Source organism: Klebsiella sp. CN_Kp097 (assembly GCF_040064495.1).
Taxonomy (GTDB): Bacteria; Pseudomonadota; Gammaproteobacteria; order Enterobacterales; family Enterobacteriaceae; genus Klebsiella; species Klebsiella aerogenes.
The window spans coordinates 114778-135813 of the sequence record NZ_JBEAIL010000003.1 but is presented as its reverse complement, the minus strand read 5'-3'; the positions used below and the strand labels follow the sequence as shown (position 1 = coordinate 135813).

Sequence of the window (21036 nt, the reverse complement as noted above, 5' to 3'; positions counted from 1 at the left end):
CCGCCAGTTTCTGAATGGGGGCCTACTCTGCTTTCTCAACAAAGATGCCGTCCGGGTGCCCCACTTCATTGAAAAACCAGATCCCCAGCGGGTAATCTTCCAGCGCCACAAGATACATGGTTCCTTCACTAAACGACTCAATTGCCAGTACTACCCCCGATCGACGTGGGCCACCGTCGGTCTTTACCGTGACACGATCGTTTACCTGCATAACTCGCCTCCTCTCGTTTTGAGCCAGTGTAGAACAAAAGCTGACTTCACGCAGCGTTCAGCCAGCGCAACTGGCGTTTTTATAGACCGTCTATACTTAAAGAGGCCCTTTCAGAGCCGAGCGAGGTAGTGATGATGAAATCCGCTAAAGACCACGGTGTGATGAATACCGACGGGATTGACGTTAATGTCGATGCCCTGCTGGCGGCGATCAATGAGATTAGCGAAAGCGAAGTACATCGTAGTGAAGATGATCCGCATCATGTCAGTATCAATGGCCGTGATGAACACACATGGCGCGAGCTGGCCGAAGCCTTTGAGCTTGATATTCATGACTTTAGCGTTACTGAAGCCAATCGCTAAGCTCAGGTGAAAAAAATCCCGGCTCGCAGGAGTCGGGATCAAACTTGCTAATGCAAGAAGCACTTGAAAATTCGTTACACCGGGAAATCCGATGCATGGAAGACATTATCCTCAATTATTTTGCATGACAAGAAGTATTCATGATGAGAATTATTGAGAAATGCGGCTTATATGTACAACTTATTTAATAACCCAGGCGCGACAAGGCTTGCCTGTCATCGTTCTCATACGAACGGTATGCTTGAGCCGTGCGTTTTTTAAGAATTTTCCCATACCGAAGAGCAACAACGCGGCAATAAAGGTGAGCATCCTCACATTACCAGGCCCTACCCAGCCGAACAAACCCGATTACGTCCATTCTGCTTTGCCAGATACAGGCGATGATCGGCAATCGACTGCAGCTCCTCAAAGTTAAACTCATCTGATGTCTCGCTACTACTTATCCCCAGTGAGGCGCTGATCCGCAAACTAACGCTATTGTGCAACAATATCTCCCGGCTATGGATACGCAGACGAATACGCTCAGCAATCGCACGCGCTTGCGGCAGTTGGGTATTGGGTAGAACGATACAGAACTCTTCACCACCAACGCGTCCGGCAATATCCTGCTCGCGAATCTGTCCCATAATAGTACTGCCAACCAACGTCAAAACACGGTCCCCTGCCTGGTGACCATGTTTATCATTGATGCCTTTAAAATAATCCAGATCCAGCTGTATGACGGATATCGGTTGATTATTCCGCCGGCAGCTTCGGGCCGCCGCGATCGCCCGTTCAAACAGAGCGCCGCGATTTAGCAGCCGCGTTAATGCGTCATGCCAGGCCTGCCACTCAAGGGACGCCTGCAACACGCTCATGTTGATGACCATACGGCGAATAACCCCCCACGACACAATCAACATGAGGGTAAACATTAACCACATCAGGGTCAGGGCGATGGAAATGGTCCCGAAATCACCACGCACCCCCTCTTTCAAAGTATGAATATGCAACAATACGCCGTCAAAGTTGCGGATCTTTTCCCAACTGATATAGCGAGTTAACTGACGTATGCCGCCATGGTTATCATTGGTCAACGCATAACGAAGTTGTTCTTGTTCCTTTGGCGAGAGCGGCGTCAGGACATCATCCGGCGCCGAAGAGGCGAGCAAATTGAGCTGCTTGTCATACAGTTGATACTCGCCCATTTGCCCTCCTTTTACCGCACTGACCAGAAAATTCTGCAGGTCGCGGATGGAAAAATCCATCGCCAGCACCCCCAGCCAGTAGTGCTCATAATCAAGAGGAATCGAGGCCGTAACCACCTGCGGTTGCGTATACCCGTCTTCTTGTTGAGTCGTTTGCCAGAGGATCCCTCGCCCTGGATTATCACGCTGGGTTTGCCGCATAAACCATGCTGACCCAGTATCTCGCGAGAACTGCGCCAGCACCTGGCTGGAACTGCGCGGGGCATCGGTAGTGGTATAAAACCCGCTGCGAGAAACGTAGGACATGCGCTCGCTGAAAATTCTGTTGTTATTGGTCAAACGCAGAAGATAGCCCAGCTCAAGGGTAGCCATCAGTTCATTGCTGGCCTGAGGATTATTACGCGATAACAGATCATCAGCGTCGACAAAAGAATCTGAAACCCCGTATACCGTCAGAGTACGCCGGTTGTTTAGCTCGACTGACCAGATGGGATCATGACGTTTACTGATGTACTCCTGTTCGGCCCGGCGCAGAATCGCGAAATCCAGCGGATTCTCCAGTGCTGATTGCATGCTGTTGCGGAAAAAGAGCAGACGATTGAGATTAAATTGCAACAGCCCATCCATTTCATGGGCCACGTTCTCAAGATTATTACGTTGGTTGGCGACGTAGGCTTCTTCCAGTACGCGGATTTCTCGCCAGATGAGCAACGTTGAAAAGAACAGCACCACGATGAAACAGATATTGACCACTCGCCCCGGATTGAAGAGGCGATGAAACTTTTTTGGCCAGAGCGGCTTATCCATTATTTACTCGCAGTACGGTCAAAGAAACCAACAACATCAACGCTCCTTGTCCAAACGTAATCAATATTAAAAGCGCCCGCACCAGCGGGCGCTGCACATCTAATTATGCTGCGAATGTTGCCCTTCGCCGCGGACCAACTCATCTTCACGGAAGGCTTCACGCTGTACGACCTGTCCGTCATACCACCGGCACTCGACCATATCGTCGGCAATGCCGGTGACGACCATCCGCGGTCCGCCGTTTTTTCGTCTGACTTCATCACTGACCAACAAGACCATTTTTGCCTCCGGTATCAGGAAGAAACTGTTTCACCTTAGACGACCCCGGCCCATTTTGCGTAGCCGGCGCAGGGATTTATTTCGCTTTACCGCGTAACGCGGTGATAGCTTTAACGACGCCAAAGACGATAGCGCCAATGATAAATCCTAGCACCAGATTAGCGGCCACAGGCAATGTGGATGCCAGCATTCCGCTTAGCCCATGGGCAAAATTCTCGATGAAATGATGCAGCGGCGCTACGCCGTGAACCACGATACCGCCGCCAACCAGAAACATCGCCAGGGTACCGACGAAAGTCAGAATTTTCATCAATCGCGGCGCGATGGCCAGGAGCGCTTTTCCAACCCACTGCGCCAGTGCGCTTTTCTTCTCCGCCAGCCAATATCCCATGTCATCGAGCTTCACAATGACGCCCACCAGGCCGTAAACCCCAACGGTCACGAGAATGGCGATGCCGGATAAAATCAGGATCTGATTAAGCAATGGCGCATCAGCCACAATACCCAGGGTAATCGCGACGATTTCGGCTGATAAGATAAAGTCGGTACGGATCGCCCCTTTTACTTTATCGCGTTCAAAGGCCTGCGGATCCTGAGCTGCAAGCGTTTCCAGCCGCTGCTGGCGCAATTTCGGATCTTCCTTATTCTTGCGCGCATGCAGGTTATGCAGCACTTTTTCAAAGCCTTCAAAGCAGAGAAATGCGCCGCCCAGCATCAATAGCGGTGTAATGGCCCAGGGAATAAAGGCGCTGATGAGTAACGCCAGCGGCACCAGAATCACTTTATTCAGGAACGAGCCTTTTGCCACTCCCCATACTACCGGGAGCTCGCGGTTGGCTCTTACGCCTGTGACCTGCTGCGCATTGAGAGAAAGATCATCGCCCAGTACGCCAGCCGTTTTCTTGGCCGCCAGTTTTCCCATGACGGAGATATCGTCCAGCAGCGTGGCAATATCGTCCAATAAGGTTAAAAGACTACTTCCCGCCAAAATGTGCTTCCTTCAATTTCTGTTTATGAAACATAGAGTATGAGGCAAAAGTGCCCTCTCGCCCAGAGATGTCATTAGTCAACAAAAATATAACAAAAAAAGCACATTGAAAGCGCTCGCCAGCACGTTAGTTTTCACGTTAACTATATGTTCCCTTTCTATCTCTTTTCGTCGCGAGGAAGTATGTCTACCCGTCAGCTGTTACCCCTTATCGGCGCGCTGTTTGCGCTGTATATCATTTGGGGTTCAACCTATTTTGCTATCGCTATTGGCGTTGCCAGCTGGCCGCCGTTGATGATGGCCGGGATCCGCTTTCTCTCTGCCGGCGGCGTGTTGCTCATCTATTTGCTGGCCACCGGCCATAAACTCCCGGCCCGCCGGCCGCTACTTAATGCGGCACTGATAGGCATTCTGTTGCTTGCCGTCGGTAATGGCTTCGTCACTCTTGCAGAACATCAGCATGTACCATCAGGCATCGCAGCGGTGATGGTCGCCACCGTACCGCTGTTTACGCTCTGCTTCAGCCGTTTCTTTGGCATTGCTACGCGCAAGCTGGAATGGTTCGGTATTGCGATCGGTCTGGCGGGAATAGTGATGCTCAATAGCGGCGGCAACCTCAGTGGCAATCCCTGGGGCGCATTGTTGATTCTGATTGGTTCCCTGAGCTGGGCGTTTGGCTCGGTTTACGGTTCCCGTATTGAATTACCAACCGGGATGATGGCGGGCGCGATTGAAATGCTGGCGGCAGGGATAGTGCTTTCCGCGGCATCCTGGTTCTCAGGCGAAAAACTCACCCAAATGCCCTCCTGGTCTGGAATATTTGCCGTTGCGTATCTGGCTATTTTTGGCTCGCTTATCGCCATCAATGCCTATATGTATCTGATACGTAACGTAACGCCGGCGGTTGCTACCAGCTACGCCTATGTCAATCCGGTTGTCGCCGTGCTGCTGGGGACCGGATTTGGCGGCGAAAGTCTCTCATTTATCGAATGGCTGGCGCTGGCGGTGATTATTTTCGCGGTCGTGTTGGTGACGCTGGGTAAATATCTCTTCCCTGCCCGCTCCACCGTTACGCCTTGTCAATCGGATCGATAAAACCAATGCCCTGAGTGTCGATCTGCGCGCAATTTCCACCGCCGCAGATCCACTCCTCCAGACGATCGCATAAAGCATCATCGCTTAATTTCTGCCGCCCGCGGAGCGCGCACTCCCAGACAATAAGCACCCGCCAACCTTGTGCTAACAACATCGCCAGGTCGCGGCGATCGCGTTGTACGTTAGCGCCAATCTTTTTCAGCCAGAAATCGGTACGGGTCGCCGGTACTTTAAACAGATAACAGTGATGATGATGCCAAAAGCAGCCATGGGTGAAAATAACGCAGCGGTAGTCAGACAGCAGAAAATCAGGCCGCCCCGGTAGCGATGCCTCCTGAACGCGAAAAGTGAATCCGGCCTGCGTTAGCAGCGTCGCCAGCCGCTTCTCAATTGCCGTATCGCGGGTCGCGATAGCGCGCATATTTTTACTACGTGTGGCCTTATCATGAACGTCCGCCATCGCTATCTCCTGCAACGCGCCGCTTTACCGCCTCGGAAATTCGCGGTGCCAGCAGCTTCGCTACCGCGGCAAACACCGGAACAATCACCGAGTTGCCGAACTGGCGATAGGCCTGGGTATCGGAAACCGGAATACGAAAACGGTATTCTCCCGGGGCTTCGAACCCCATCAACCGTGCGCATTCACGCGGCGTTAAACGCCGCGGGCGGCGCTGTTGATTTTGTGGATCGTCAAAGTGCTTTTCGCCCAATGGCTTATCCCAACCTCGATCGACCAGGATCTCAGCGCCATCTTTGTAGTAGCGCGCCGAAAGCGTTCGCGCAACGCTGCCTGGATTGGTCGGGTCGACCAGACCGTAGCCAAAACCGTTGCCACGCGCCTGGTGTTTACGCGCGTAACGGTAGAGGTACTTCCATAAAACCGGCGTCAGGATGAATTTAGCATCGACGGTGGGATCCAATAACTCGCCAAAGGTCGGCCGCTGCGGCGGGTACAGGCTGGCGATATCGCGCAGCGTAAATCCTTCATGCAATTGTAAATCGCGACGGAAACCCACCAGCACGATACGCTCACGGTGTTGGGGTAAGAAATGACGCCCATCGATCACTTTTGGATCATCGACGCCCGCATGATCGGCATCCGCCACCTCATAGCCTAGCTCATCCAGCGTCTGCATGATAATACGGAAGGTTCTTCCTTGATCGTGGCTCTTCAGATTCTTGACGTTTTCCAGCACAAAGATCGGCGGACGGCGGGCGGCAATAATTCTGACGACATCAAAAAACAGCGTTCCCTGAGTTTCACAGGCAAAACCATGAGCGCGCCCCATGGCATTTTTCTTGGATACTCCGGCGAGGGAAAAAGGCTGGCAGGGGAAGCCCGCGAGCAGTACATCATGTTGCGGGATCGCCTCACGGATAGACTTTGCCGCCTCTTCATCACTGATATCGGCGCGCTGGCTGAGAGTGATTTCGCGGATATCGGCGTTAAAGCTGTGCTCTTGCGGATCGCAATACCAGTTAGCTTTATAGGTACGTACGGCGTGTTTATTCCACTCGCTGGTAAATACGCACTGCCCACCAATAGCTTCAAAGCCGTGACGAATGCCGCCGATGCCGGCGAAGAGATCGATAAAACGAAAGGCATAGTCTGGATGATGGCGCGGCGGAGCCGGTAACAGGCTCGCCAGATGAGCGCACTCCGCGTTAGTCAATCTACTTGCCGCACGGCTCACCGTGGCCACCCGTTTGAGTATCGCCGGGCTCCAGTGCTGGTCGCCAACCGCGACCAGCTGTGCGACCAGGGTTTTGACATCATATATCGTCATCAGCTGGCGCAATAACGCCTGCGCGTGTTCCCCTGACGGTAAAGACAGGAGGTTTTCTTGGGATAAATTTTGCGGCATAACCTCAACCAGCACGGACAATTTTTGCAGAGAGTACCACAAATAGTCGCAACGGATTTAAACCGCAGGCGCAAAGCGGCGTAAAACCGCTTCATCCAACGACAACGGGTCGCCACGCAGTTCGGCGCTCAGCTTCGCCATAAATTGCACCAGAAATTGGGCGTTATGCACCGCCAAAGCTCTTCCCTGCTTCGTTTGCATGGTCTCAGGCAGACGGAGCAATTTGCTCTGGAAATGGTCGAGAGCATATTTCTTGTCATCAAGATCGCGCTGGTCAGCAAAGGGGTCGTTAGCATCAAACAAAATAGTGTTTAGCGCGCCTGAAACGGCAAAGACACGGGCCAGGCCAATTGCGCCCAAAGCTTCCAGACGATCTGCATCCTGGACAATTTTTGCCTCTACGCTTTGTGGCAGTATAGCCGCACTAAAGCTATGCGCTTCAATGGCATGCATAACCGCAGGATAACGATTGGCTGGAAAGTCGGGGAAAGCGCTTTGCAGGATAGACCGCGTTTTCTGCGCCGCCATCCGTGAAGAGTGATGACGTTGAGGATGGTTTTTAGCCAGGCTGACAATATCGTGAAAGTAGCAGGCCGTCAGGATAACCAACTCGTCAGCGCCACTCTCGCCGACCAGTTGCTGCGCGGTACTCCAGACGCGGCGAAAGTGCGAAATGTCATGCGCCGCATCTTCCTGTGCATGATGCGTATTTAACCAGTTTTCAAATCGTTGTTGCCATTCAGCTAATAACATGAGCGTTTCCTGATGCCTGGGACTAGCCACGAGCATAGCAACTTTAATCGCGCTGTTCATGTACCTGAATAGGGGGACGCGTGTACCAGGCTATCGCCCCAAGGATTAACCCCACTGCCCCCAGCACCAAAAAACCCAGCAGCGCGCCAATCCATTTGCCCGCCGTTGATCCCCATTCACCATCAATGCTGGCGCCGGGAACGCTTTGAATCCGCCCCACTATCCACCAGTACCGTACCATCGCCCACACAAAGTAAGCGCAAAAAGCGTAAAAAGCCCATAACGCCAGCTTTCCAACGGGCCCCCGTTTCGCTTTCGTGTCCATTAAATCCTTCTCCATACATCAACCACAACGCATCATCTTCGACCACACAATTGTGATGCTCGTCACATTATACAATTATCATGCTTATCTGGAAGCATGAGTGTAGTACTGAGCGCTTTTGGTCATCCGTGAACGCAGGAGCGGTACTCCCCTATATATTACGGCTGTGTTCATGCTTTTAAATAAGACGATTTGCTGAAATTCAGCGATGTTCGTTATCAAACAAAATTATTTCAAATAATAATTTATTACTTTATAACTGATGATGTTGCTATGTCATTTACAATGCGCATATCATTATTGTAGGAAATTAAAAACAGTTTAATATCAACAATAAAAATAAAACACCAATAAACCTCAGAAATACTAATTACCCAAAGAATAGAAAATACATATATTGAATATAAAATAAATATTTTGAAATATTTTAATATACTTTTATTACATTTTTTATTTAATTAAAAATGAACTTAAGCGGCTAGTATCGATTTGTCATTCCACAGGGAATTAGACAATTCATATTAATTATGATTAAAGGGAATACATAATGAAAAGAAAAGTATTGGCTATTATGCTGCCAGCGTTATTAGCAGCAGGCGCGGCGCACTCTGCGGAAATTTATAATAAAAACGGCAACAAACTGGACCTCTACGGAAAAGTTGACGGTCTGCACTATTTCTCTGACGATGCTTCTGAAGATGGCGACCAAACCTACGCGCGTTTAGGCGTGAAAGGCGAAACGCAGATCAACGATCAGCTGACCGGCTACGGCCAGTGGGAATACAACATTCAGGCTAACACCACTGAAGGTGAAGGCGCTAACTCCTGGACCCGTCTGGGCTTCGCGGGTCTGAAATTTGCTGACTACGGTTCTCTGGACTACGGCCGTAACTACGGCGTTATCTATGATGTTGAAGCCTGGACCGATGTGCTGCCGGAATTCGGCGGCGATACCTACACCCAAACTGACGTCTTCATGCTCGGCCGTACCAACGGCGTGGCGACCTACCGCAACAGCGATTTCTTCGGTCTGGTAGATGGTCTGAACTTTGCCCTGCAGTATCAGGGTAATAACGAAAACGCGGGTTCTGGCGAAGGCACCAATAACGGTGGCGATCGTAAACTGGCGCGTGAAAATGGCGACGGTTTCGGTATCTCTACTTCCTACGATTTTGGCATGGGCATCAGCTTCGGCGCAGCATATGCTTCTTCCGATCGTACCAATAATCAGGTGGCCGCATCCGCAGACAGCGCATACGCCGGCGGCGATAAAGCCGATGCCTGGACCGTAGGCGCGAAATACGATGCTAACAACATCTACCTGGCAGCGATGTACGCGGAAACCCGCAACATGACCTCCTTCGGTAAATCCACCAGCTATCTCGGCGGCGGTATTGCCAACAAGACGCAGAACTTCGAAGTCGTTGCCCAGTATCAGTTCGATGATTACGGTTTACCGCTGCGCCCATCCGTTGCATATCTGCAGTCTAAAGGTAAAGACCTGTACAACAGCGGCGACAAAGACCTGGTTAAATACGTTGATGTGGGTATGACTTACTACTTCAACAAAAACATGTCCACCTATGTTGATTACAAAATCAACCTGCTGGACGAAGATGACTACTTCTACCGCGCAAACGGCATCGCCACCGATGACGTTGTCGCGCTGGGTCTGGTCTACCAGTTCTAAGATCCCCTCATGACCAAAGCCTGCCACGCGCAGGCTTTTTTATTTTAACGGTCAGCCAATACTGCCTCGCGCGACGTCGGCATCAATTCACTGAATTCATTTAAATTTCGCCAGGGAAGTGGCTCAATAGCACTTCAGCAGCGGAAGGGATACTCGCGAGCGCACGAGAGCGGAAACGCTGAAATTTAGTCCTGGTCTGAGTCAGAAAATGAGAAGATTCTTTGGCGCCCTTGTCTGCTTCAGCGCTATGCTTTTTTGTAAAGGGATTGTCTCAGCGGGATATGCATCACTGAAAAGGATAAGCGTAAGTGATTGAATAGTGGCGGAGAGAGGGGGATTTGAACCCCCGGTAGAGTTGCCCCTACTCCGGTTTTCGAGACCGGTCCGTTCAGCCGCTCCGGCATCTCTCCGCTGTTGAGGTTGCTATAATGCCAGGTTCTTTGGCATTTTAATAGCTCCAGTCCCTTAAATTGAGTTCAAGTGACGACTTTGCGAGCGATATGATGTTTAAATGGCCGTGGAAAGCAGAAGAACAGACAGGCAATGGCGAAATCCCGTGGGAACAAGCGGTTGCCATTCCGGTTTTAGCAAACCTCACTCATCAGGAACAGCAACAGCTGTGCCAAATGGCAGCACGTTTTTTACAGCAAAAACGTCTGGTGCCGTTACAGGGATTTGAGTTAACCCCATTACATAGCGCGCGTATCGCCCTACTCTTTTGTCTGCCGGTGCTGGAGCTTGGCCTTGAGTGGTTAGATGGCTTCCATGAAGTCCTGATCTACCCAGCGCCCTTCGTCGTCGATGACGAATGGGAAGATGACATCGGCCTGGTGCATAATCAACGCGTTGTGCAATCCGGGCAAAGCTGGCAGCAGGGTCCCATTATCCTTAACTGGTTAGATATTCAGGACTCTTTCGATGCCTCAGGTTTTAACCTGGTGGTGCACGAGGTCGCGCACAAACTGGATTCACGTAACGGCGATCGCGCCAGCGGCGTCCCTTTTATTCCCTTGCGTGAAGTCGCTGGTTGGGAACACGACCTACATGCAGCGATGAACAACATTCAGGATGAAATCGATCTGGTCGGCGAAAGCGCCGCCAGCATTGATGCCTATGCGGCAACCGATCCGGCTGAGTGCTTTGCGGTGCTTTCAGAATATTTCTTTAGCGCACCGGAGCTATTCGCTCCTCGCTTCCCGGCGCTATGGCAGCGATTCTGCCAGTTCTATCGTCAGGATCCGCTACAGCGTTTACGGGAAAACGATCTACTGGATGAAGACGACGCGCGCGTTGTTCATTAAAAGCCCGCTTTGAACTAAATATCGCCAATTGAATCAGCTGGTTAAATTTAGTGTTGACACTAAAATGCGAGGCCATTACTATGCGCCTCGTTCACACGATTCCTCTGTAGTTCAGTCGGTAGAACGGCGGACTGTTAATCCGTATGTCACTGGTTCGAGTCCAGTCAGAGGAGCCAAATTTAAAAAGCCTGCTTTCGAGCAGGCTTTTTGCTTTTTAACATCCACGCCAGTTAAAAACTGCTTTCCACCGCTGAACGACTAATATTCACCGGCATCCCGGAGCGCCTCTGTAACGCTGAATCCGCGCGCCCGACATTCACGCCCGCGCCCTGTACAAACTCACGGATTGCCGGGGTATACGGCAGCGGTACTTTACGGTCTGACTGAAATTCAGCGCGATTACGCGATAACGGTTCATGCACTTCCAGCCAGCGGCTACCGTCCGGTTCAGTCGTGTATTTTACCGGCTGATCGATAATCTGTACTCGCGTGCCAACGGGCACATTATCGAACAGGTATTTGATGTCATCGTTGCGCAGGCGAATACAGCCCTGGCTCACCCGCAGGCCAATGCCAAAATTGGCATTCGTTCCATGAATGGCATACAACCTGCCAATATAGATAGCATACAGCCCCATCGGATTATCTGGCCCGGCGGGCACCATCGCCGGCAGGGTTTTACCTTCTTTGGCATACTCGCGACGGGTATTCGCCGTCGGCACCCAGGTAGGCCCTTCCTGCTTACGTTCCACCGCCGTCACCCAATTACGCGGCGTCTCGCGCCCCGCCTGACCGATACCGATCGGTAACACCTCGACGGTAGTGCCCTCAGGCGGATAATAATAAAGCCGCATCTCGGCGACGTTTATCACGATACCGCTACGTACGGTAGCAGGCAGGATCAATTGCTGTGGGATAATCAACGAGCTTCCCGATTTGGGCAGATAGACATCGACGCCGGGGTTAGCCTCCAGCATATTGCTTAGCCCCTGCCCGTACTGCGCGGCAAAGGTTTCCAGCGGCTGGGTATTACGCTCGGGCACGTTAATTTTCATCGGGCTGCCAACCAGACGACTCCCTTCCGGCGGCAACGGATAACTTACCGCCAATGCGCTGTGGCTGGCCAACATCATCACCAGAGAGCAAAGCAATTTCATACGCCGCACCATCATTTTCCCTTCCTCAGTCGCGACTCACGTGAATGAATTATAGCTGCTTTGTCGCCTCCCGCTTGCCCGCTGGCCGCACTCAGATTTGATAATCGATCGCCACTTCCTCCGGCTCCATCGCCTGGCGCTTAATCTCATCCAGCGATAGTCCAGCATTGCACAGTTCAATGAAACGCCAGACGTAGTTACGTTGTAACTGACCGCGTTTTAGCCCCAACCAAACGGTATTGGCATCAAAGAGATGGCGTGTTTCCAGCCGGGTAAAGGTATCCGCTTCGCGAGCATCGCCGGATTGTTCCGCCACCAACCCCACGCCCAAGCCAAGCTCCACGTAAGTTTTGATCACATCCGAATCCTGGGCGCTGAGGACGATATCCGGCATCAGCCCTTTACGGGTGAAAGCTTCATCAATACGCGAGCGCCCGGTGATCCCCTGACGGTAGGTAATTAACGGCCAGCGCGCAATAGCCTCGAGCGTGAGCGGCGTAACCTCAATCAGTGGATGATCTTTTGGCACTAACAGACTGTGGTGCCAGCGAAACCAGGGGAATGCCACCAGCGTCGGGTCGTTACTTAAGCGCTCGCTGGCGATACCAATATCCGCCCCGCCGTTGTGCAACAACGCCTCGATTTCCTGCGGCGTCCCTTGCACCAGTTCCAAACGCACCTCGGGGAAAAGTTCGCGAAAAGCTTTAATTACCGGCGGTAGGCTATAACGCGCCTGAGTATGCGTGGTGGCAATAGTTAATACGCCTGAAGCGTCATTGGTAAAAAGATCGGCCAGCCGGCGAACATTGCTGGCCTCGTTGAGGATCCTTTCGGCAATGGAAAGCAGCGCTTTACCGGGTTCGGTCATCCCCAGAAGACGCTTACCGCGGCGGATAAAGATTTCTATCCCTAGCTCTTCTTCCAGCTCACGAATATGGCGGCTGACGCCAGATTGCGAGGTGTACAGCATATTAGCGACTTCCGTCAGGTTGTAATCCCGACGGGCCGCCTCGCGAATAATTTTTAGTTGCTGGAAATTCACCTTTTCCCCCAGGTCTTCAGACATAACATGATGTCTATTGTTAAAGTCTGTTTACCCGGCAAACAAATAATAAAAACCAGCAACTTATTCCTTAAAAGAATATAACCTAACTGACCAGCTGTAATTCACGATTCTCCAACGAAGGACGGCTGACCAGCGACAGCAGGATATCTTTGACCGCCTGAGCCTGAGGAGATAAACCGCCGCGCGCCGAGGTATTCAGTGAGAGCGACAGGCTCATCGACGGCGTGCTGATGCGCGCCATCCAGCCATTTGCCGTAGCACACAGCGAGCGCGCCGCCGATTCCGGCAGTACGGTAACGCCCATTCCACTGGCGATAGCGGCAGTTAATGTAGTGATGGATTCGATCTCGCCGATCACTTTTGCCGACAGGCGGCGTAATGTAAAGGCTTCCGTCACCCTGGCACAGACAGCGCTATAGTCACGCGGTAAAAACAGACTCATCTCCGCCACCGCCGAGAGATCAACGCTTTGTCCCGGACAGTTTTGCGTGCCGACCAAATACAAATCCTCTTTTAGCAACGGCTGGCTGACCACTCCAGCTACCGGTGAACGTTCGTACAACACCGCCATATCCAGTTGGCCGCCAAGCAGCTTGTCATTTAAAACGCTGCCGCTACATTCCTGCAGATAGACGTTGACCTCGGGAAGCTCATTACGCACGGTCTGCAGCAACGGCATGGTGATCGCCGAAGCCGCCGTTCCCGGTGCTAGGCCAATCGCCACCTGCCCGCTCAGCGTCTGGCCCACGTTATGTACCGCCAGATGCGCCTGTTCACACTGACGCAAAATGGTTCGCGCGTGGGTATAGAGAATTTTCCCCGCTTCGGTTGGCGTGACGCCTCGTTTGGTGCGGATCAGCAGTTTCTGCTCCAGCTCACCTTCCAGGGTCGCTACCTGCTGACTCAGCGCCGGTTGTGCGATATGCAAGACTTCAGCGGCCTGGGTCAGACTGCCGATATCGACGATTTTCACAAAATACTTCAGTCGTCTTAAGTTCATTTTGCCTCCTGTAAGGGAATGCCACTACTGGCCATTAAGTTACAGGGATTTTGCAAGATGCTTGCCAGGTTTTACGTAGCCGCTCACCGCCCTGCTGGCGCGGTAAAATAAGGGTTAGTGATAATACTGCTGGCTTCCATGAGCGCATGATATGCCCCATTAGGGGTATAAATGCACCATTTCGGTGCATTTCCGCCGGCGTTTACTCTAAAAGGGTTTTGATTGTTGAAATTGTCAGCAGTCGAACGCTTTATGGCGATTCAGCCTTTGACAACACCCTAAGTCATCGATAATATGCGCCCCGTTCACACGATTCCTCTGTAGTTCAGTCGGTAGAACGGCGGACTGTTAATCCGTATGTCACTGGTTCGAGTCCAGTCAGAGGAGCCAAATTTAGAAAAGCCTGCTTTCGAGCAGGCTTTTTGCTTTTATTTGCTTTATACACCTTCTGCTTTGATTATCACTTGCGTTAAGGTAGCGTCATCGTTCGTTTCACCAGATGATCCTGCATGTTTATCGTTACCGACACCTTCCGCGATTTACCTTTTATTCAGCATGCCGAGTGCGGCTATCTTCGCGCTGACCCGGCGTTAAAATTCTGTCGGGTACGTTTCGCCAGGACACAATTACAGGACGCACTTTTCAACCAATACGCCGTCCCGTTCCCTTCTTCTCTTGCGGGCGCCGTCGTAAAACGTAAAGCCGAATATCTGGCCGGGCGCATCTGCGCGCACTATTTACTGCGACAAGCCGGCTGCTTAGAGCCGGTGTTAAGCGCCGCCGATCGCGCGCCAGTTTGGCCGGCAGGCTGGCGAGGAAGCGTCTCGCATAGCGAAGATATCGCCATCGCGGTGGTTGCCGCAGAGGCCGACGGCCGGTATCCCGGGGTCGATATCGAGCATCTGCAACCGGGGCTCATGCTGGAAAGCGCCGATATGTTTGTCTCGAAAACGGAACAGACGCTGCTTTCCTGTTGTGGGCTGGATATGGAGTGGGCACTGCTGCTGGCTTTCTCAGCCAAAGAGAGCCTGTTCAAAGCGCTATATCCGCGCGTACAGCAGATGTTTGATTTTGATGCCGCCGCCATAGTCGCAGTCGACCCGGCAAAACAGCGTTTCACGTTACGCCTCAATAAAACGCTCAGCGACGCCTTTGCCGCAGGTAGCCCGTTCAGCGGCGAATATCACTTCAGTGAAGGCACCGTTCTTACCTGCCTGTGCTAGCTGTTCATTTCGCCCCTTCGGGATTATGATGGCGCTAACTATTTGACCTGCATACAGTGATAGATAAATGGATGTCATCGGCATCATTATGTCAGCGGGGAAATCCTCCGTCGACGTAGCGCTTTATACCTTATTACCCATTATGGTCGTCATGCTGATCATAATGAAATATCTCGAAGTCCGCGGAATTCTCGACATCATCGTGCGCTGGCTGGCGCCGCTGCTAAAACCCTTTGGGTTGACCGGCATGAGCGCCTTCGCGCTGATTCAGATAAATTTTGTGAGTTTTGCCGCCCCGCTCGCCACGCTGGCGATTATGGATAAACGTGGTGTTTCCGACCGACAAATGGCCGCCACCCTGGCGATGGTGTTCGCCATGGGCCAGGGCAACGTTTTCTACCCCTTAACGCCGTTTGGCCTGCACTGGCTGGCCGCAATCACCATTTCTATTGTCGGTGGACTCTGCGCCGCAGCGGTCTGCTGGTACGCCACCGGGCGTAAGTTATCCATTGTCGAGAGCAGCCGGGCAGAAGTACTCCCGGAAAGCGAACAAAATAATCACGGGCTGATTGCGGTGATCAATAGCGCCGGCGCCGACGCTATCCGCCTGGCGCTTGGCGCCGTGCCGATGCTGATTTTATCTTTGACCATCGTCGGCCTGATGCAGGCGGCTGGCGTCATCGAAATGCTGCAGCGCGTGCTGATGCCGCTGCTGCAATGGCTACATATCCCGGAAAACTTCGTTCTGCCCGCGCTGGTGAAATGTGTGGCGGGCGGTACGGCCTATTTTGGGGTTATCTCCGAGCTGGCGCAGCAGGGAAAAGTGACGCTCAGCCAGATTAACGCCTCCGCGGGGCTGCTCATCCAGACTTTCGACCTACCCGGCATCGGCATTTTCCTTGGCGTCAGCTCAAGATTTGTGCGTCTTTTCCGCTTCGTCGCCCCTGCCGCCCTCATCGGTATTGCGCTGCGGACGGTATTGCACATCCTGGTGTTCTGAGCCCAACGGTAGACGCTGATCAATCCGCTGCAGCAGGTAGGGGAAAAACGGGTTAGAGGTGGCGCGCATTAACGTATCAAGACCGACGCTCAGCGTCGCGGTCTCGCCGCGTAGCGAAATGGTGCCAAGACTAATACCGCTAAGGTTTTTCTCCGTCGGCTCGCGGCCATACAGCGAATCGGCGATGGGGAACGGCACCGCGATATGCGAAAGCGAGTACATATCCTGCGGCCAGGACAAATGCAGCGCCTGGGTTCTCTCGGCGGTTTGCCCCGCCAGTGTCAGGCGCGCGACGGTATCGAGGGTGTGCTGAGTCGCATTCGTCACGATCGTCGTGGAGTACGGGCGCGGCGCCGGAGGTAACAAGGTATTCACCGCCGAATAAGTCGCCGGGCGAAACAGCGCCCGCAGGTTCGCCGCCTGATTAATATCGAAAATCACCAGTTCGCTGCCGTTGTCCGGCAAATAGCGGTATAACGAATCAACCACTGCTCGAGTACTGACCGTAGAATCAATCACCGACTGAAAGGTTAACACCGGCGCGATAGAAGTTAGCCGCTGGCTCTGCGCCGCCTGGATAATCTGTTTTTGTAAGGCCTGGGTCAGCAGCCACGACTGGCGCGCTGCCTTTACCGGAAATGAATTGTACTTATAAGGGTTAAACTCCGGAATGACGTTTAGCCACGCCGCGCGCGCAAAGGCGGGAAACACCGAAGGCAGGCCAGCCAGCCCGGCGAAACGGGCGAAAGCGGTGACGCCAATCATCGGCGAAAGTAGAATAATCTGCTGCGGCCTGACCAGCGATTTATCGGTCAGTTCATCAAGCGCATACTTCAACGCCAGCGCGCCGCCGTTAGAATATCCCACCAGATGCAGCGGCACATCCCCACCGGCAAGTCGCGTCGCTTCTCGTACCGCCAGGCGAGTTGTCGCCAGCCACTGTTGCCAATCAACGTGGGTTAATGCGCCAGGCGCGGTACCGTGGCCGGGTAAGCGCGGCGCCACCGCGACAAAACCTTGCCGTTGATACTCTTCCGCCAGATAGCGCACGCTGTAGGGAGAGTCGGTTAATCCATGCAGCAACACCACCGCCCCACGCGGTTTGCCGGATGGCAGTAGGATAAAGGAGCGATTCCAGTCTGGCGTAAAGCGTTGTGGGTAGACCAGGCTGTCGCGATAAAAGCGATTTAGCGGCGTTTTGTCAGCGGCTGATAGCTGGTCACTGACCTCACGCCGCAAATCAGCAAATATTTCATCTTCCCGCTTGAGATAGCTGGCAAAGCTGGCGCGGTCGATTTCACCGGCGGTCATCTCATCCCCAGACCAGGTATGCCAGCGCTGCAACGCGGGGCCGCGTTCCGATTCATAGATTCGTCCGATGAAAAACACCACCACAACAATAGCGGCGGCGACCAGCGCTTTTTTCGCCAGCGAGACTATCCTTAATCCAGATTGATTCAGAATCTTGTTAAATCGCATCAAAGCCATAGGTGTTATTTGCCTGTCCCGCTGCATCGCCGAGTTAAGATTTAACAACGTCAGCTAAACGTAAATTAAACCAATGGGTAGTTTCAGTTGTCTTTAAAACGATAACACGGCAATTATCATTCTGAGTGTAACAAGCCTGGGTGAAAACATGGAGTGGTGGGTAAAGAAAGTACGGAAAAATTCCTCTACAGCAACGACTTGCGTGGTTCTACAAAGCGGTCAGTTCGTGGTGATTGCTGAAATCGAAAGCCGATGCAGACTGCAGGAAGGCGATAAGTTAACGCCTGGCCCTAATGCGCTTTATTACATCAACAATAACGGCGCGGCGACATTAAGAGTGATAAGCGCAAGTAATTTTAGCGCCGAACGTTGGGCACAGACAGCCTGATCCTGGGTGGCTAAGCTTTTATTATCAACGAGTTTGAATATTTATCCGGGACAGTAATTTTCCTTCGCCATTTTCACGCTGTAGCATACTATCGTCAGTATCAGCAGACCTGAAACAAGGAGCGAATGATGAACCAGAAGGCCGTCAGTCTGACCCCGGAGCAGGCGCTTTCCCAGTTGGAAGCGCAGTATGAAAGAGCGGTTAACGCGTTGCGTAAGGCCATTGGCGAGTACATTCACCACAATATTCTTCCTGATGAAATAGCCCGTGCTGAAGGCTTATTTGTCTATCCTCAATTGTCTGTCTCGTGGGATGGCGCCGAGCACAAAGCCTTAAAAACCCGAGCCTGGGGGCGATTCACCCATGCAGGCTGCTACACCACCACCATTACCAATCCAAAACTCTTTCGCGCTTATCTGCTGGAACAATTAACTCTGCTGTATCAGGATTACGGCGCGCATATTAGCGTCGGCAATTCGCAGCACGAAATTCCCTTCCCTTACGTGATTGATGGCTCTGCGCTGACGCTGGATCGCTCGATGAGCGCCGGATTAACGCGTTATTTTCCGACCACCGAACTGTCGCAGATTGGCGATGAAACCGCCGATGGTCTGTTCCACGCCACCGAGTATTATCCGCTGTCGCATTTTGACGCCCGCCGCGTCGATTTTTCACTGGCACGCCTGAAGCACTACACCGGCACGCCGGTTGAGCACTTCCAGCCGTATGTCTTGTTTACCAACTACACGCGTTACGTCGATGAATTCGTCAGTTGGGGCTGTAGCCAGATCCTCGATCCGGATAGCCCGTACATTGCCCTCTCCTGTGCGGGCGGAATTTGGATCACCGCCGACACGGAGGCACCGGAAGAGGCGATTTCCGATCTGGCATGGAAAAAACACCAGATGCCGGCCTGGCACCTGATCACTAACGACGGTCAGGGCATTACATTGATCAACATCGGCGTCGGCCCGGCCAATGCCAAAAATATTTGCGATCATCTCGCGGTGCTGCGCCCTGACGTCTGGCTGATGATTGGTCACTGTGGCGGTCTGCGTGAGAGCCAGTCGATAGGCGACTATGTACTGGCGCATGCCTATTTACGTGACGACCACGTACTGGATGCGGTGCTGCCGCCGGATATTCCCATCCCGAGTATCGCCGAAGTGCAGCGCGCGCTGTATGACGCCACTAAACAGGTTAGCGGCATGCCGGGGGAAGAGGTCAAACAACGTCTGCGTACCGGTACGGTGGTGACCACCGATGATCGCAACTGGGAATTGCGTTATTCCGCCTCGGCGCTGCGCTTTAACCTAAGCCGGGCGGTAGCCATCGATATGGAAAGCGCCACCATCGCCGCACAGGGCTACCGTTTCCGCGTGCCTTACGGCACGCTGTTGTGTGTCTCCGATAAGCCGCTGCATGGCGAGATTAAGCTACCGGGACAAGCGAACCGCTTCTACGAAGGGGCAATTTCCGAGCATCTGCAGATAGGGATCCGCGCCATCGATCTGCTGCGCGCCGAGGGCGACCATATGCACTCCCGCAAGCTGCGTACCTTCAACGAACCGCCGTTCCGTTAATCCGCCCACCCGCTTTGTATGGCATCATGCAAAGCGGGTATACCGCAAATCTAGCGAGAATAAGCCAGCGTTCGGGATAAATAATATCGATACAATGAGAAGCCCCCCAGGGCTGCGGCAATTACCGAATTCACCAGCCAGACAGCTGCAAAATTAAAGTACTCGAGTATGACGCTGTTGATGGCGTTGGCCGCAAATAACCCGCCAGCCGCCACCAGTGAAATAGCGCCAAAAATCGTTCCGGAGTTAAGGTGTCCGCCAACATGAGTGGCAATATAATCCACCTGTATAGACAGAATCACCTCCCCGGTAGAAAAGGCGATAACGCCCAGCACTATCAATAACCCATAGAGCAACGGATTAGCACCTGGGAAAATTGACAGTATCGCCAGCGAGATAAAAAATAGCACCATCGCGCCCCATGCAATACCTGCACGTAATTCATTAAAAATACGGCTAAATACCGTCTGTGCGAAAATAACGAACAAGGTATTAACGAAGAAAACCACGCTAACAAAATACTCGCTATACTGGTGGGTGATAAATATTGGCAACAGGTACTCAATATGAGAGTAAAAATACATAAAGAAAAATTGCAGGGCAAAAACGGGGAATAACGCTGGATTAAACAGGCTAGCCGAGAGCTCGACTATCAGCGACCGGCGCCCCGACTCAGTCGGCCGTAATTGATACGCCTGCTTTGCGCCAGACAGCATCAGCCCTACGACGATATGAATCAGCGTAATCGCAACGCAGGCGCCTTTAAAATCCAGATTAATCAAGTATACGCCAATAAGTGGCCCTATCGCCGCCCCCAGATTAAATGCGGCATTACGCCAGGCGATAACCTGCTTTAACTTTACATCATCTTCTTTATAGCGTGTAAACAATAACTTACGAATGACTGGGTTAAACAACGCCCCGCCAATACCATTCATCACCGCAGAAACGAGCAGGATCTCATGATTCGCATTCAGAGCCAGAAGCGCAAACGACAGCGCGCGCACCCCCACCCCGGCAAGGGCAGCATAAACGGCAGGAAAAATATCAGCCATGCTGCCGCCAAATAAAGCGAAAACGCGCTGTGAAATGACTTTAATTGAGACCAACACACCGGCAAATGCCACGCCATAACCTAAATTATCTGACACATAAATGGCATAGTAAGGAGTGATAATAAAGCTGCCGAGGCTGAATATGAACAACGACAGCAAATAGTTCAGACTACGTTTATCGTGCCAGATAAAAGAGGATTTCATTTGTGCTCC

General features: G+C 52.4%; 21 protein-coding genes and 3 tRNA genes. 10 read left to right on the top strand and 14 right to left on the bottom strand.

The window, feature by feature from the left end:
* Nucleotides 1–22: 22 nt before the first annotated feature.
* Nucleotides 23–211, bottom strand: coding sequence for a protein DsrB (gene dsrB, locus ABLV07_RS04825; protein WP_015365898.1), 189 nt, complete (start codon nucleotides 209–211; stop codon nucleotides 23–25).
* 134 nt (nucleotides 212–345) lie between these two features.
* Between dsrB and yodD the strand changes: the two genes are divergently transcribed.
* Nucleotides 346–573 (top strand): YodD family peroxide/acid resistance protein, encoded by a 228-nt coding sequence (gene yodD / locus ABLV07_RS04820; protein WP_015705984.1) that lies wholly within the window; start codon nucleotides 346–348, stop codon nucleotides 571–573.
* A 326-nt stretch (nucleotides 574–899) separates the two neighbouring features.
* On the opposite strand, the gene dgcQ is transcribed toward yodD, so the two are convergent.
* The 3 genes from dgcQ to ABLV07_RS04805 all read right to left on the bottom strand — a co-directional run bounded on the left by dgcQ (nucleotide 900) and on the right by ABLV07_RS04805 (nucleotide 3834).
* A complete protein-coding gene (gene dgcQ / locus ABLV07_RS04815; protein WP_015365896.1) occupies nucleotides 900–2567 on the bottom strand; it encodes a cellulose biosynthesis regulator diguanylate cyclase DgcQ in 1668 nt (555 codons plus the stop codon).
* A 99-nt stretch (nucleotides 2568–2666) separates the two neighbouring features.
* Nucleotides 2667–2846, bottom strand: coding sequence for a DUF2158 domain-containing protein (locus tag ABLV07_RS04810; protein WP_015365895.1), 180 nt, complete (start codon nucleotides 2844–2846; stop codon nucleotides 2667–2669).
* A 76-nt stretch (nucleotides 2847–2922) separates the two neighbouring features.
* On the bottom strand, nucleotides 2923–3834 hold the full coding sequence (locus ABLV07_RS04805) for a DUF808 family protein (RefSeq protein ID WP_015705985.1): 912 nt from the start codon (nucleotides 3832–3834) through the stop codon (nucleotides 2923–2925).
* A 183-nt stretch (nucleotides 3835–4017) separates the two neighbouring features.
* On the opposite strand from ABLV07_RS04805, the gene yedA reads away from it, so the two are divergent.
* Nucleotides 4018–4929 (top strand): drug/metabolite exporter YedA, encoded by a 912-nt coding sequence (yedA, locus tag ABLV07_RS04800; protein WP_032711950.1) that lies wholly within the window; start codon nucleotides 4018–4020, stop codon nucleotides 4927–4929.
* Here the strand turns inward: yedA and ABLV07_RS04795 are convergent.
* From ABLV07_RS04795 to drpB, 4 genes are read right to left on the bottom strand one after another with little or no spacing between them, the layout of a single operon-like run.
* Nucleotides 4904–5389 (bottom strand): very short patch repair endonuclease, encoded by a 486-nt coding sequence (locus ABLV07_RS04795; RefSeq protein WP_047040777.1) that lies wholly within the window; start codon nucleotides 5387–5389, stop codon nucleotides 4904–4906. The two genes, yedA and ABLV07_RS04795, sit on opposite strands and share 26 nt — an antisense overlap.
* Nucleotides 5373–6794, bottom strand: coding sequence for a DNA cytosine methyltransferase (locus ABLV07_RS04790; RefSeq protein WP_015705987.1), 1422 nt, complete (start codon nucleotides 6792–6794; stop codon nucleotides 5373–5375). Before ABLV07_RS04790 ends, ABLV07_RS04795 begins: the two co-directional genes overlap by 17 nt.
* 57 nt (nucleotides 6795–6851) lie before the next feature.
* On the bottom strand, nucleotides 6852–7547 hold the full coding sequence (locus tag ABLV07_RS04785; protein WP_058675532.1) for a phosphohydrolase: 696 nt from the start codon (nucleotides 7545–7547) through the stop codon (nucleotides 6852–6854).
* 43 nt (nucleotides 7548–7590) lie between these two features.
* The gene (drpB, locus tag ABLV07_RS04780; protein WP_015705988.1) at nucleotides 7591–7872 is read right to left on the bottom strand and encodes a cell division protein DrpB; all 282 of its coding nucleotides are present in this window, start codon (nucleotides 7870–7872) and stop codon (nucleotides 7591–7593) included.
* Nucleotides 7873–8419: 547 nt separating this feature from the next.
* Between drpB and ompC the strand changes: the two genes are divergently transcribed.
* The gene (gene ompC, locus ABLV07_RS04775) at nucleotides 8420–9562 is read left to right on the top strand and encodes a porin OmpC (protein WP_032711953.1); all 1143 of its coding nucleotides are present in this window, start codon (nucleotides 8420–8422) and stop codon (nucleotides 9560–9562) included.
* Between the two features lie 320 nt (nucleotides 9563–9882).
* Here ompC and ABLV07_RS04770 read toward each other — a convergent pair.
* Nucleotides 9883–9972, bottom strand: a tRNA-Ser gene (locus tag ABLV07_RS04770).
* A gap of 90 nt (nucleotides 9973–10062) precedes the next feature.
* Here ABLV07_RS04770 and mtfA point away from each other — a divergent pair.
* Together mtfA and ABLV07_RS04760 are read left to right on the top strand one after the other, a co-directional pair.
* Nucleotides 10063–10863: a DgsA anti-repressor MtfA gene (gene mtfA / locus ABLV07_RS04765; protein ID WP_020078434.1), complete on the top strand. Its 801-nt coding sequence runs from the start codon at nucleotides 10063–10065 to the stop codon at nucleotides 10861–10863.
* Nucleotides 10864–10963: 100 nt separating this feature from the next.
* Nucleotides 10964–11039: transfer RNA gene (locus ABLV07_RS04760), tRNA-Asn, on the top strand.
* 54 nt (nucleotides 11040–11093) lie between these two features.
* Here the strand turns inward: ABLV07_RS04760 and ldtA are convergent.
* The 3 genes from ldtA to nac form a co-directional block, all read right to left on the bottom strand.
* The gene (gene ldtA / locus ABLV07_RS04755) at nucleotides 11094–12035 is read right to left on the bottom strand and encodes a L,D-transpeptidase (protein WP_015365885.1); all 942 of its coding nucleotides are present in this window, start codon (nucleotides 12033–12035) and stop codon (nucleotides 11094–11096) included.
* Nucleotides 12036–12111: 76 nt separating this feature from the next.
* Complete coding sequence (gene cbl / locus ABLV07_RS04750; protein WP_015705998.1) at nucleotides 12112–13062, bottom strand: HTH-type transcriptional regulator Cbl; 951 nt, start codon at nucleotides 13060–13062, stop codon at nucleotides 12112–12114.
* A 106-nt stretch (nucleotides 13063–13168) separates the two neighbouring features.
* Nucleotides 13169–14086, bottom strand: coding sequence for a nitrogen assimilation transcriptional regulator NAC (gene nac / locus ABLV07_RS04745; RefSeq protein ID WP_015365883.1), 918 nt, complete (start codon nucleotides 14084–14086; stop codon nucleotides 13169–13171).
* Between the two features lie 314 nt (nucleotides 14087–14400).
* Here nac and ABLV07_RS04740 point away from each other — a divergent pair.
* The 3 genes from ABLV07_RS04740 (at nucleotide 14401) to ABLV07_RS04730 (ending at nucleotide 16309) form a co-directional block, all read left to right on the top strand.
* Nucleotides 14401–14476 (top strand) — tRNA-Asn (locus tag ABLV07_RS04740).
* A 119-nt stretch (nucleotides 14477–14595) separates the two neighbouring features.
* Entirely contained in the window at nucleotides 14596–15309 is a 714-nt protein-coding gene (locus tag ABLV07_RS04735; protein ID WP_338319456.1) for a 4'-phosphopantetheinyl transferase superfamily protein, read from the top strand.
* Nucleotides 15310–15376: 67 nt separating this feature from the next.
* On the top strand, nucleotides 15377–16309 hold the full coding sequence (locus tag ABLV07_RS04730; protein ID WP_020078391.1) for a nucleoside recognition domain-containing protein: 933 nt from the start codon (nucleotides 15377–15379) through the stop codon (nucleotides 16307–16309).
* Here the strand turns inward: ABLV07_RS04730 and ABLV07_RS04725 are convergent.
* Nucleotides 16220–17788: an alpha/beta hydrolase gene (locus ABLV07_RS04725; RefSeq protein WP_032706255.1), complete on the bottom strand. Its 1569-nt coding sequence runs from the start codon at nucleotides 17786–17788 to the stop codon at nucleotides 16220–16222. The genes ABLV07_RS04730 and ABLV07_RS04725 overlap by 90 nt on opposite strands.
* A 157-nt stretch (nucleotides 17789–17945) precedes the next feature.
* Here ABLV07_RS04725 and ABLV07_RS04720 point away from each other — a divergent pair, with 157 nt between their 5' ends.
* Nucleotides 17946–18185: a histidine kinase gene (locus ABLV07_RS04720; RefSeq protein WP_071647701.1), complete on the top strand. Its 240-nt coding sequence runs from the start codon at nucleotides 17946–17948 to the stop codon at nucleotides 18183–18185.
* A gap of 128 nt (nucleotides 18186–18313) precedes the next feature.
* Complete coding sequence (locus tag ABLV07_RS04715) at nucleotides 18314–19768, top strand: AMP nucleosidase (RefSeq protein ID WP_015365878.1); 1455 nt, start codon at nucleotides 18314–18316, stop codon at nucleotides 19766–19768.
* Nucleotides 19769–19818: 50 nt separating this feature from the next.
* Here ABLV07_RS04715 and ABLV07_RS04710 read toward each other — a convergent pair whose 3' ends face one another.
* Entirely contained in the window at nucleotides 19819–21027 is a 1209-nt protein-coding gene (locus ABLV07_RS04710; RefSeq protein ID WP_032711956.1) for an MFS transporter, read from the bottom strand.
* Between the last annotated feature and the right edge of the window lie 9 nt (nucleotides 21028–21036).

What these genes read in the sequence shown, in the direction of transcription:
- dsrB (WP_015365898.1), bottom strand. Translation starts at nt 211, where the DNA reads ATGCAGGTAAACGATCGTGTCACGGTAAAGACCGACGGTGGCCCACGT.
- yodD (WP_015705984.1), top strand. Translation starts at nt 346, where the DNA reads ATGAAATCCGCTAAAGACCACGGTGTGATGAATACCGACGGGATTGAC.
- dgcQ (WP_015365896.1), bottom strand. Translation starts at nt 2,567, where the DNA reads ATGGATAAGCCGCTCTGGCCAAAAAAGTTTCATCGCCTCTTCAATCCG.
- ABLV07_RS04810 (WP_015365895.1), bottom strand. Translation starts at nt 2,846, where the DNA reads ATGGTCTTGTTGGTCAGTGATGAAGTCAGACGAAAAAACGGCGGACCG.
- yedA (WP_032711950.1), top strand. Translation starts at nt 4,018, where the DNA reads ATGTCTACCCGTCAGCTGTTACCCCTTATCGGCGCGCTGTTTGCGCTG.
- ABLV07_RS04795 (WP_047040777.1), bottom strand. Translation starts at nt 5,389, where the DNA reads ATGGCGGACGTTCATGATAAGGCCACACGTAGTAAAAATATGCGCGCT.
- ABLV07_RS04790 (WP_015705987.1), bottom strand. Translation starts at nt 6,794, where the DNA reads ATGCCGCAAAATTTATCCCAAGAAAACCTCCTGTCTTTACCGTCAGGG.
- ABLV07_RS04785 (WP_058675532.1), bottom strand. Translation starts at nt 7,547, where the DNA reads ATGTTATTAGCTGAATGGCAACAACGATTTGAAAACTGGTTAAATACG.
- drpB (WP_015705988.1), bottom strand. Translation starts at nt 7,872, where the DNA reads ATGGACACGAAAGCGAAACGGGGGCCCGTTGGAAAGCTGGCGTTATGG.
- ompC (WP_032711953.1), top strand. Translation starts at nt 8,420, where the DNA reads ATGAAAAGAAAAGTATTGGCTATTATGCTGCCAGCGTTATTAGCAGCA.
- mtfA (WP_020078434.1), top strand. Translation starts at nt 10,063, where the DNA reads ATGATGTTTAAATGGCCGTGGAAAGCAGAAGAACAGACAGGCAATGGC.
- ldtA (WP_015365885.1), bottom strand. Translation starts at nt 12,035, where the DNA reads ATGATGGTGCGGCGTATGAAATTGCTTTGCTCTCTGGTGATGATGTTG.
- nac (WP_015365883.1), bottom strand. Translation starts at nt 14,086, where the DNA reads ATGAACTTAAGACGACTGAAGTATTTTGTGAAAATCGTCGATATCGGC.
- ABLV07_RS04735 (WP_338319456.1), top strand. Translation starts at nt 14,596, where the DNA reads ATGTTTATCGTTACCGACACCTTCCGCGATTTACCTTTTATTCAGCAT.
- ABLV07_RS04730 (WP_020078391.1), top strand. Translation starts at nt 15,377, where the DNA reads ATGGATGTCATCGGCATCATTATGTCAGCGGGGAAATCCTCCGTCGAC.
- ABLV07_RS04725 (WP_032706255.1), bottom strand. Translation starts at nt 17,788, where the DNA reads ATGCGATTTAACAAGATTCTGAATCAATCTGGATTAAGGATAGTCTCG.
- ABLV07_RS04720 (WP_071647701.1), top strand. Translation starts at nt 17,946, where the DNA reads ATGGAGTGGTGGGTAAAGAAAGTACGGAAAAATTCCTCTACAGCAACG.
- ABLV07_RS04715 (WP_015365878.1), top strand. Translation starts at nt 18,314, where the DNA reads ATGAACCAGAAGGCCGTCAGTCTGACCCCGGAGCAGGCGCTTTCCCAG.
- ABLV07_RS04710 (WP_032711956.1), bottom strand. Translation starts at nt 21,027, where the DNA reads ATGAAATCCTCTTTTATCTGGCACGATAAACGTAGTCTGAACTATTTG.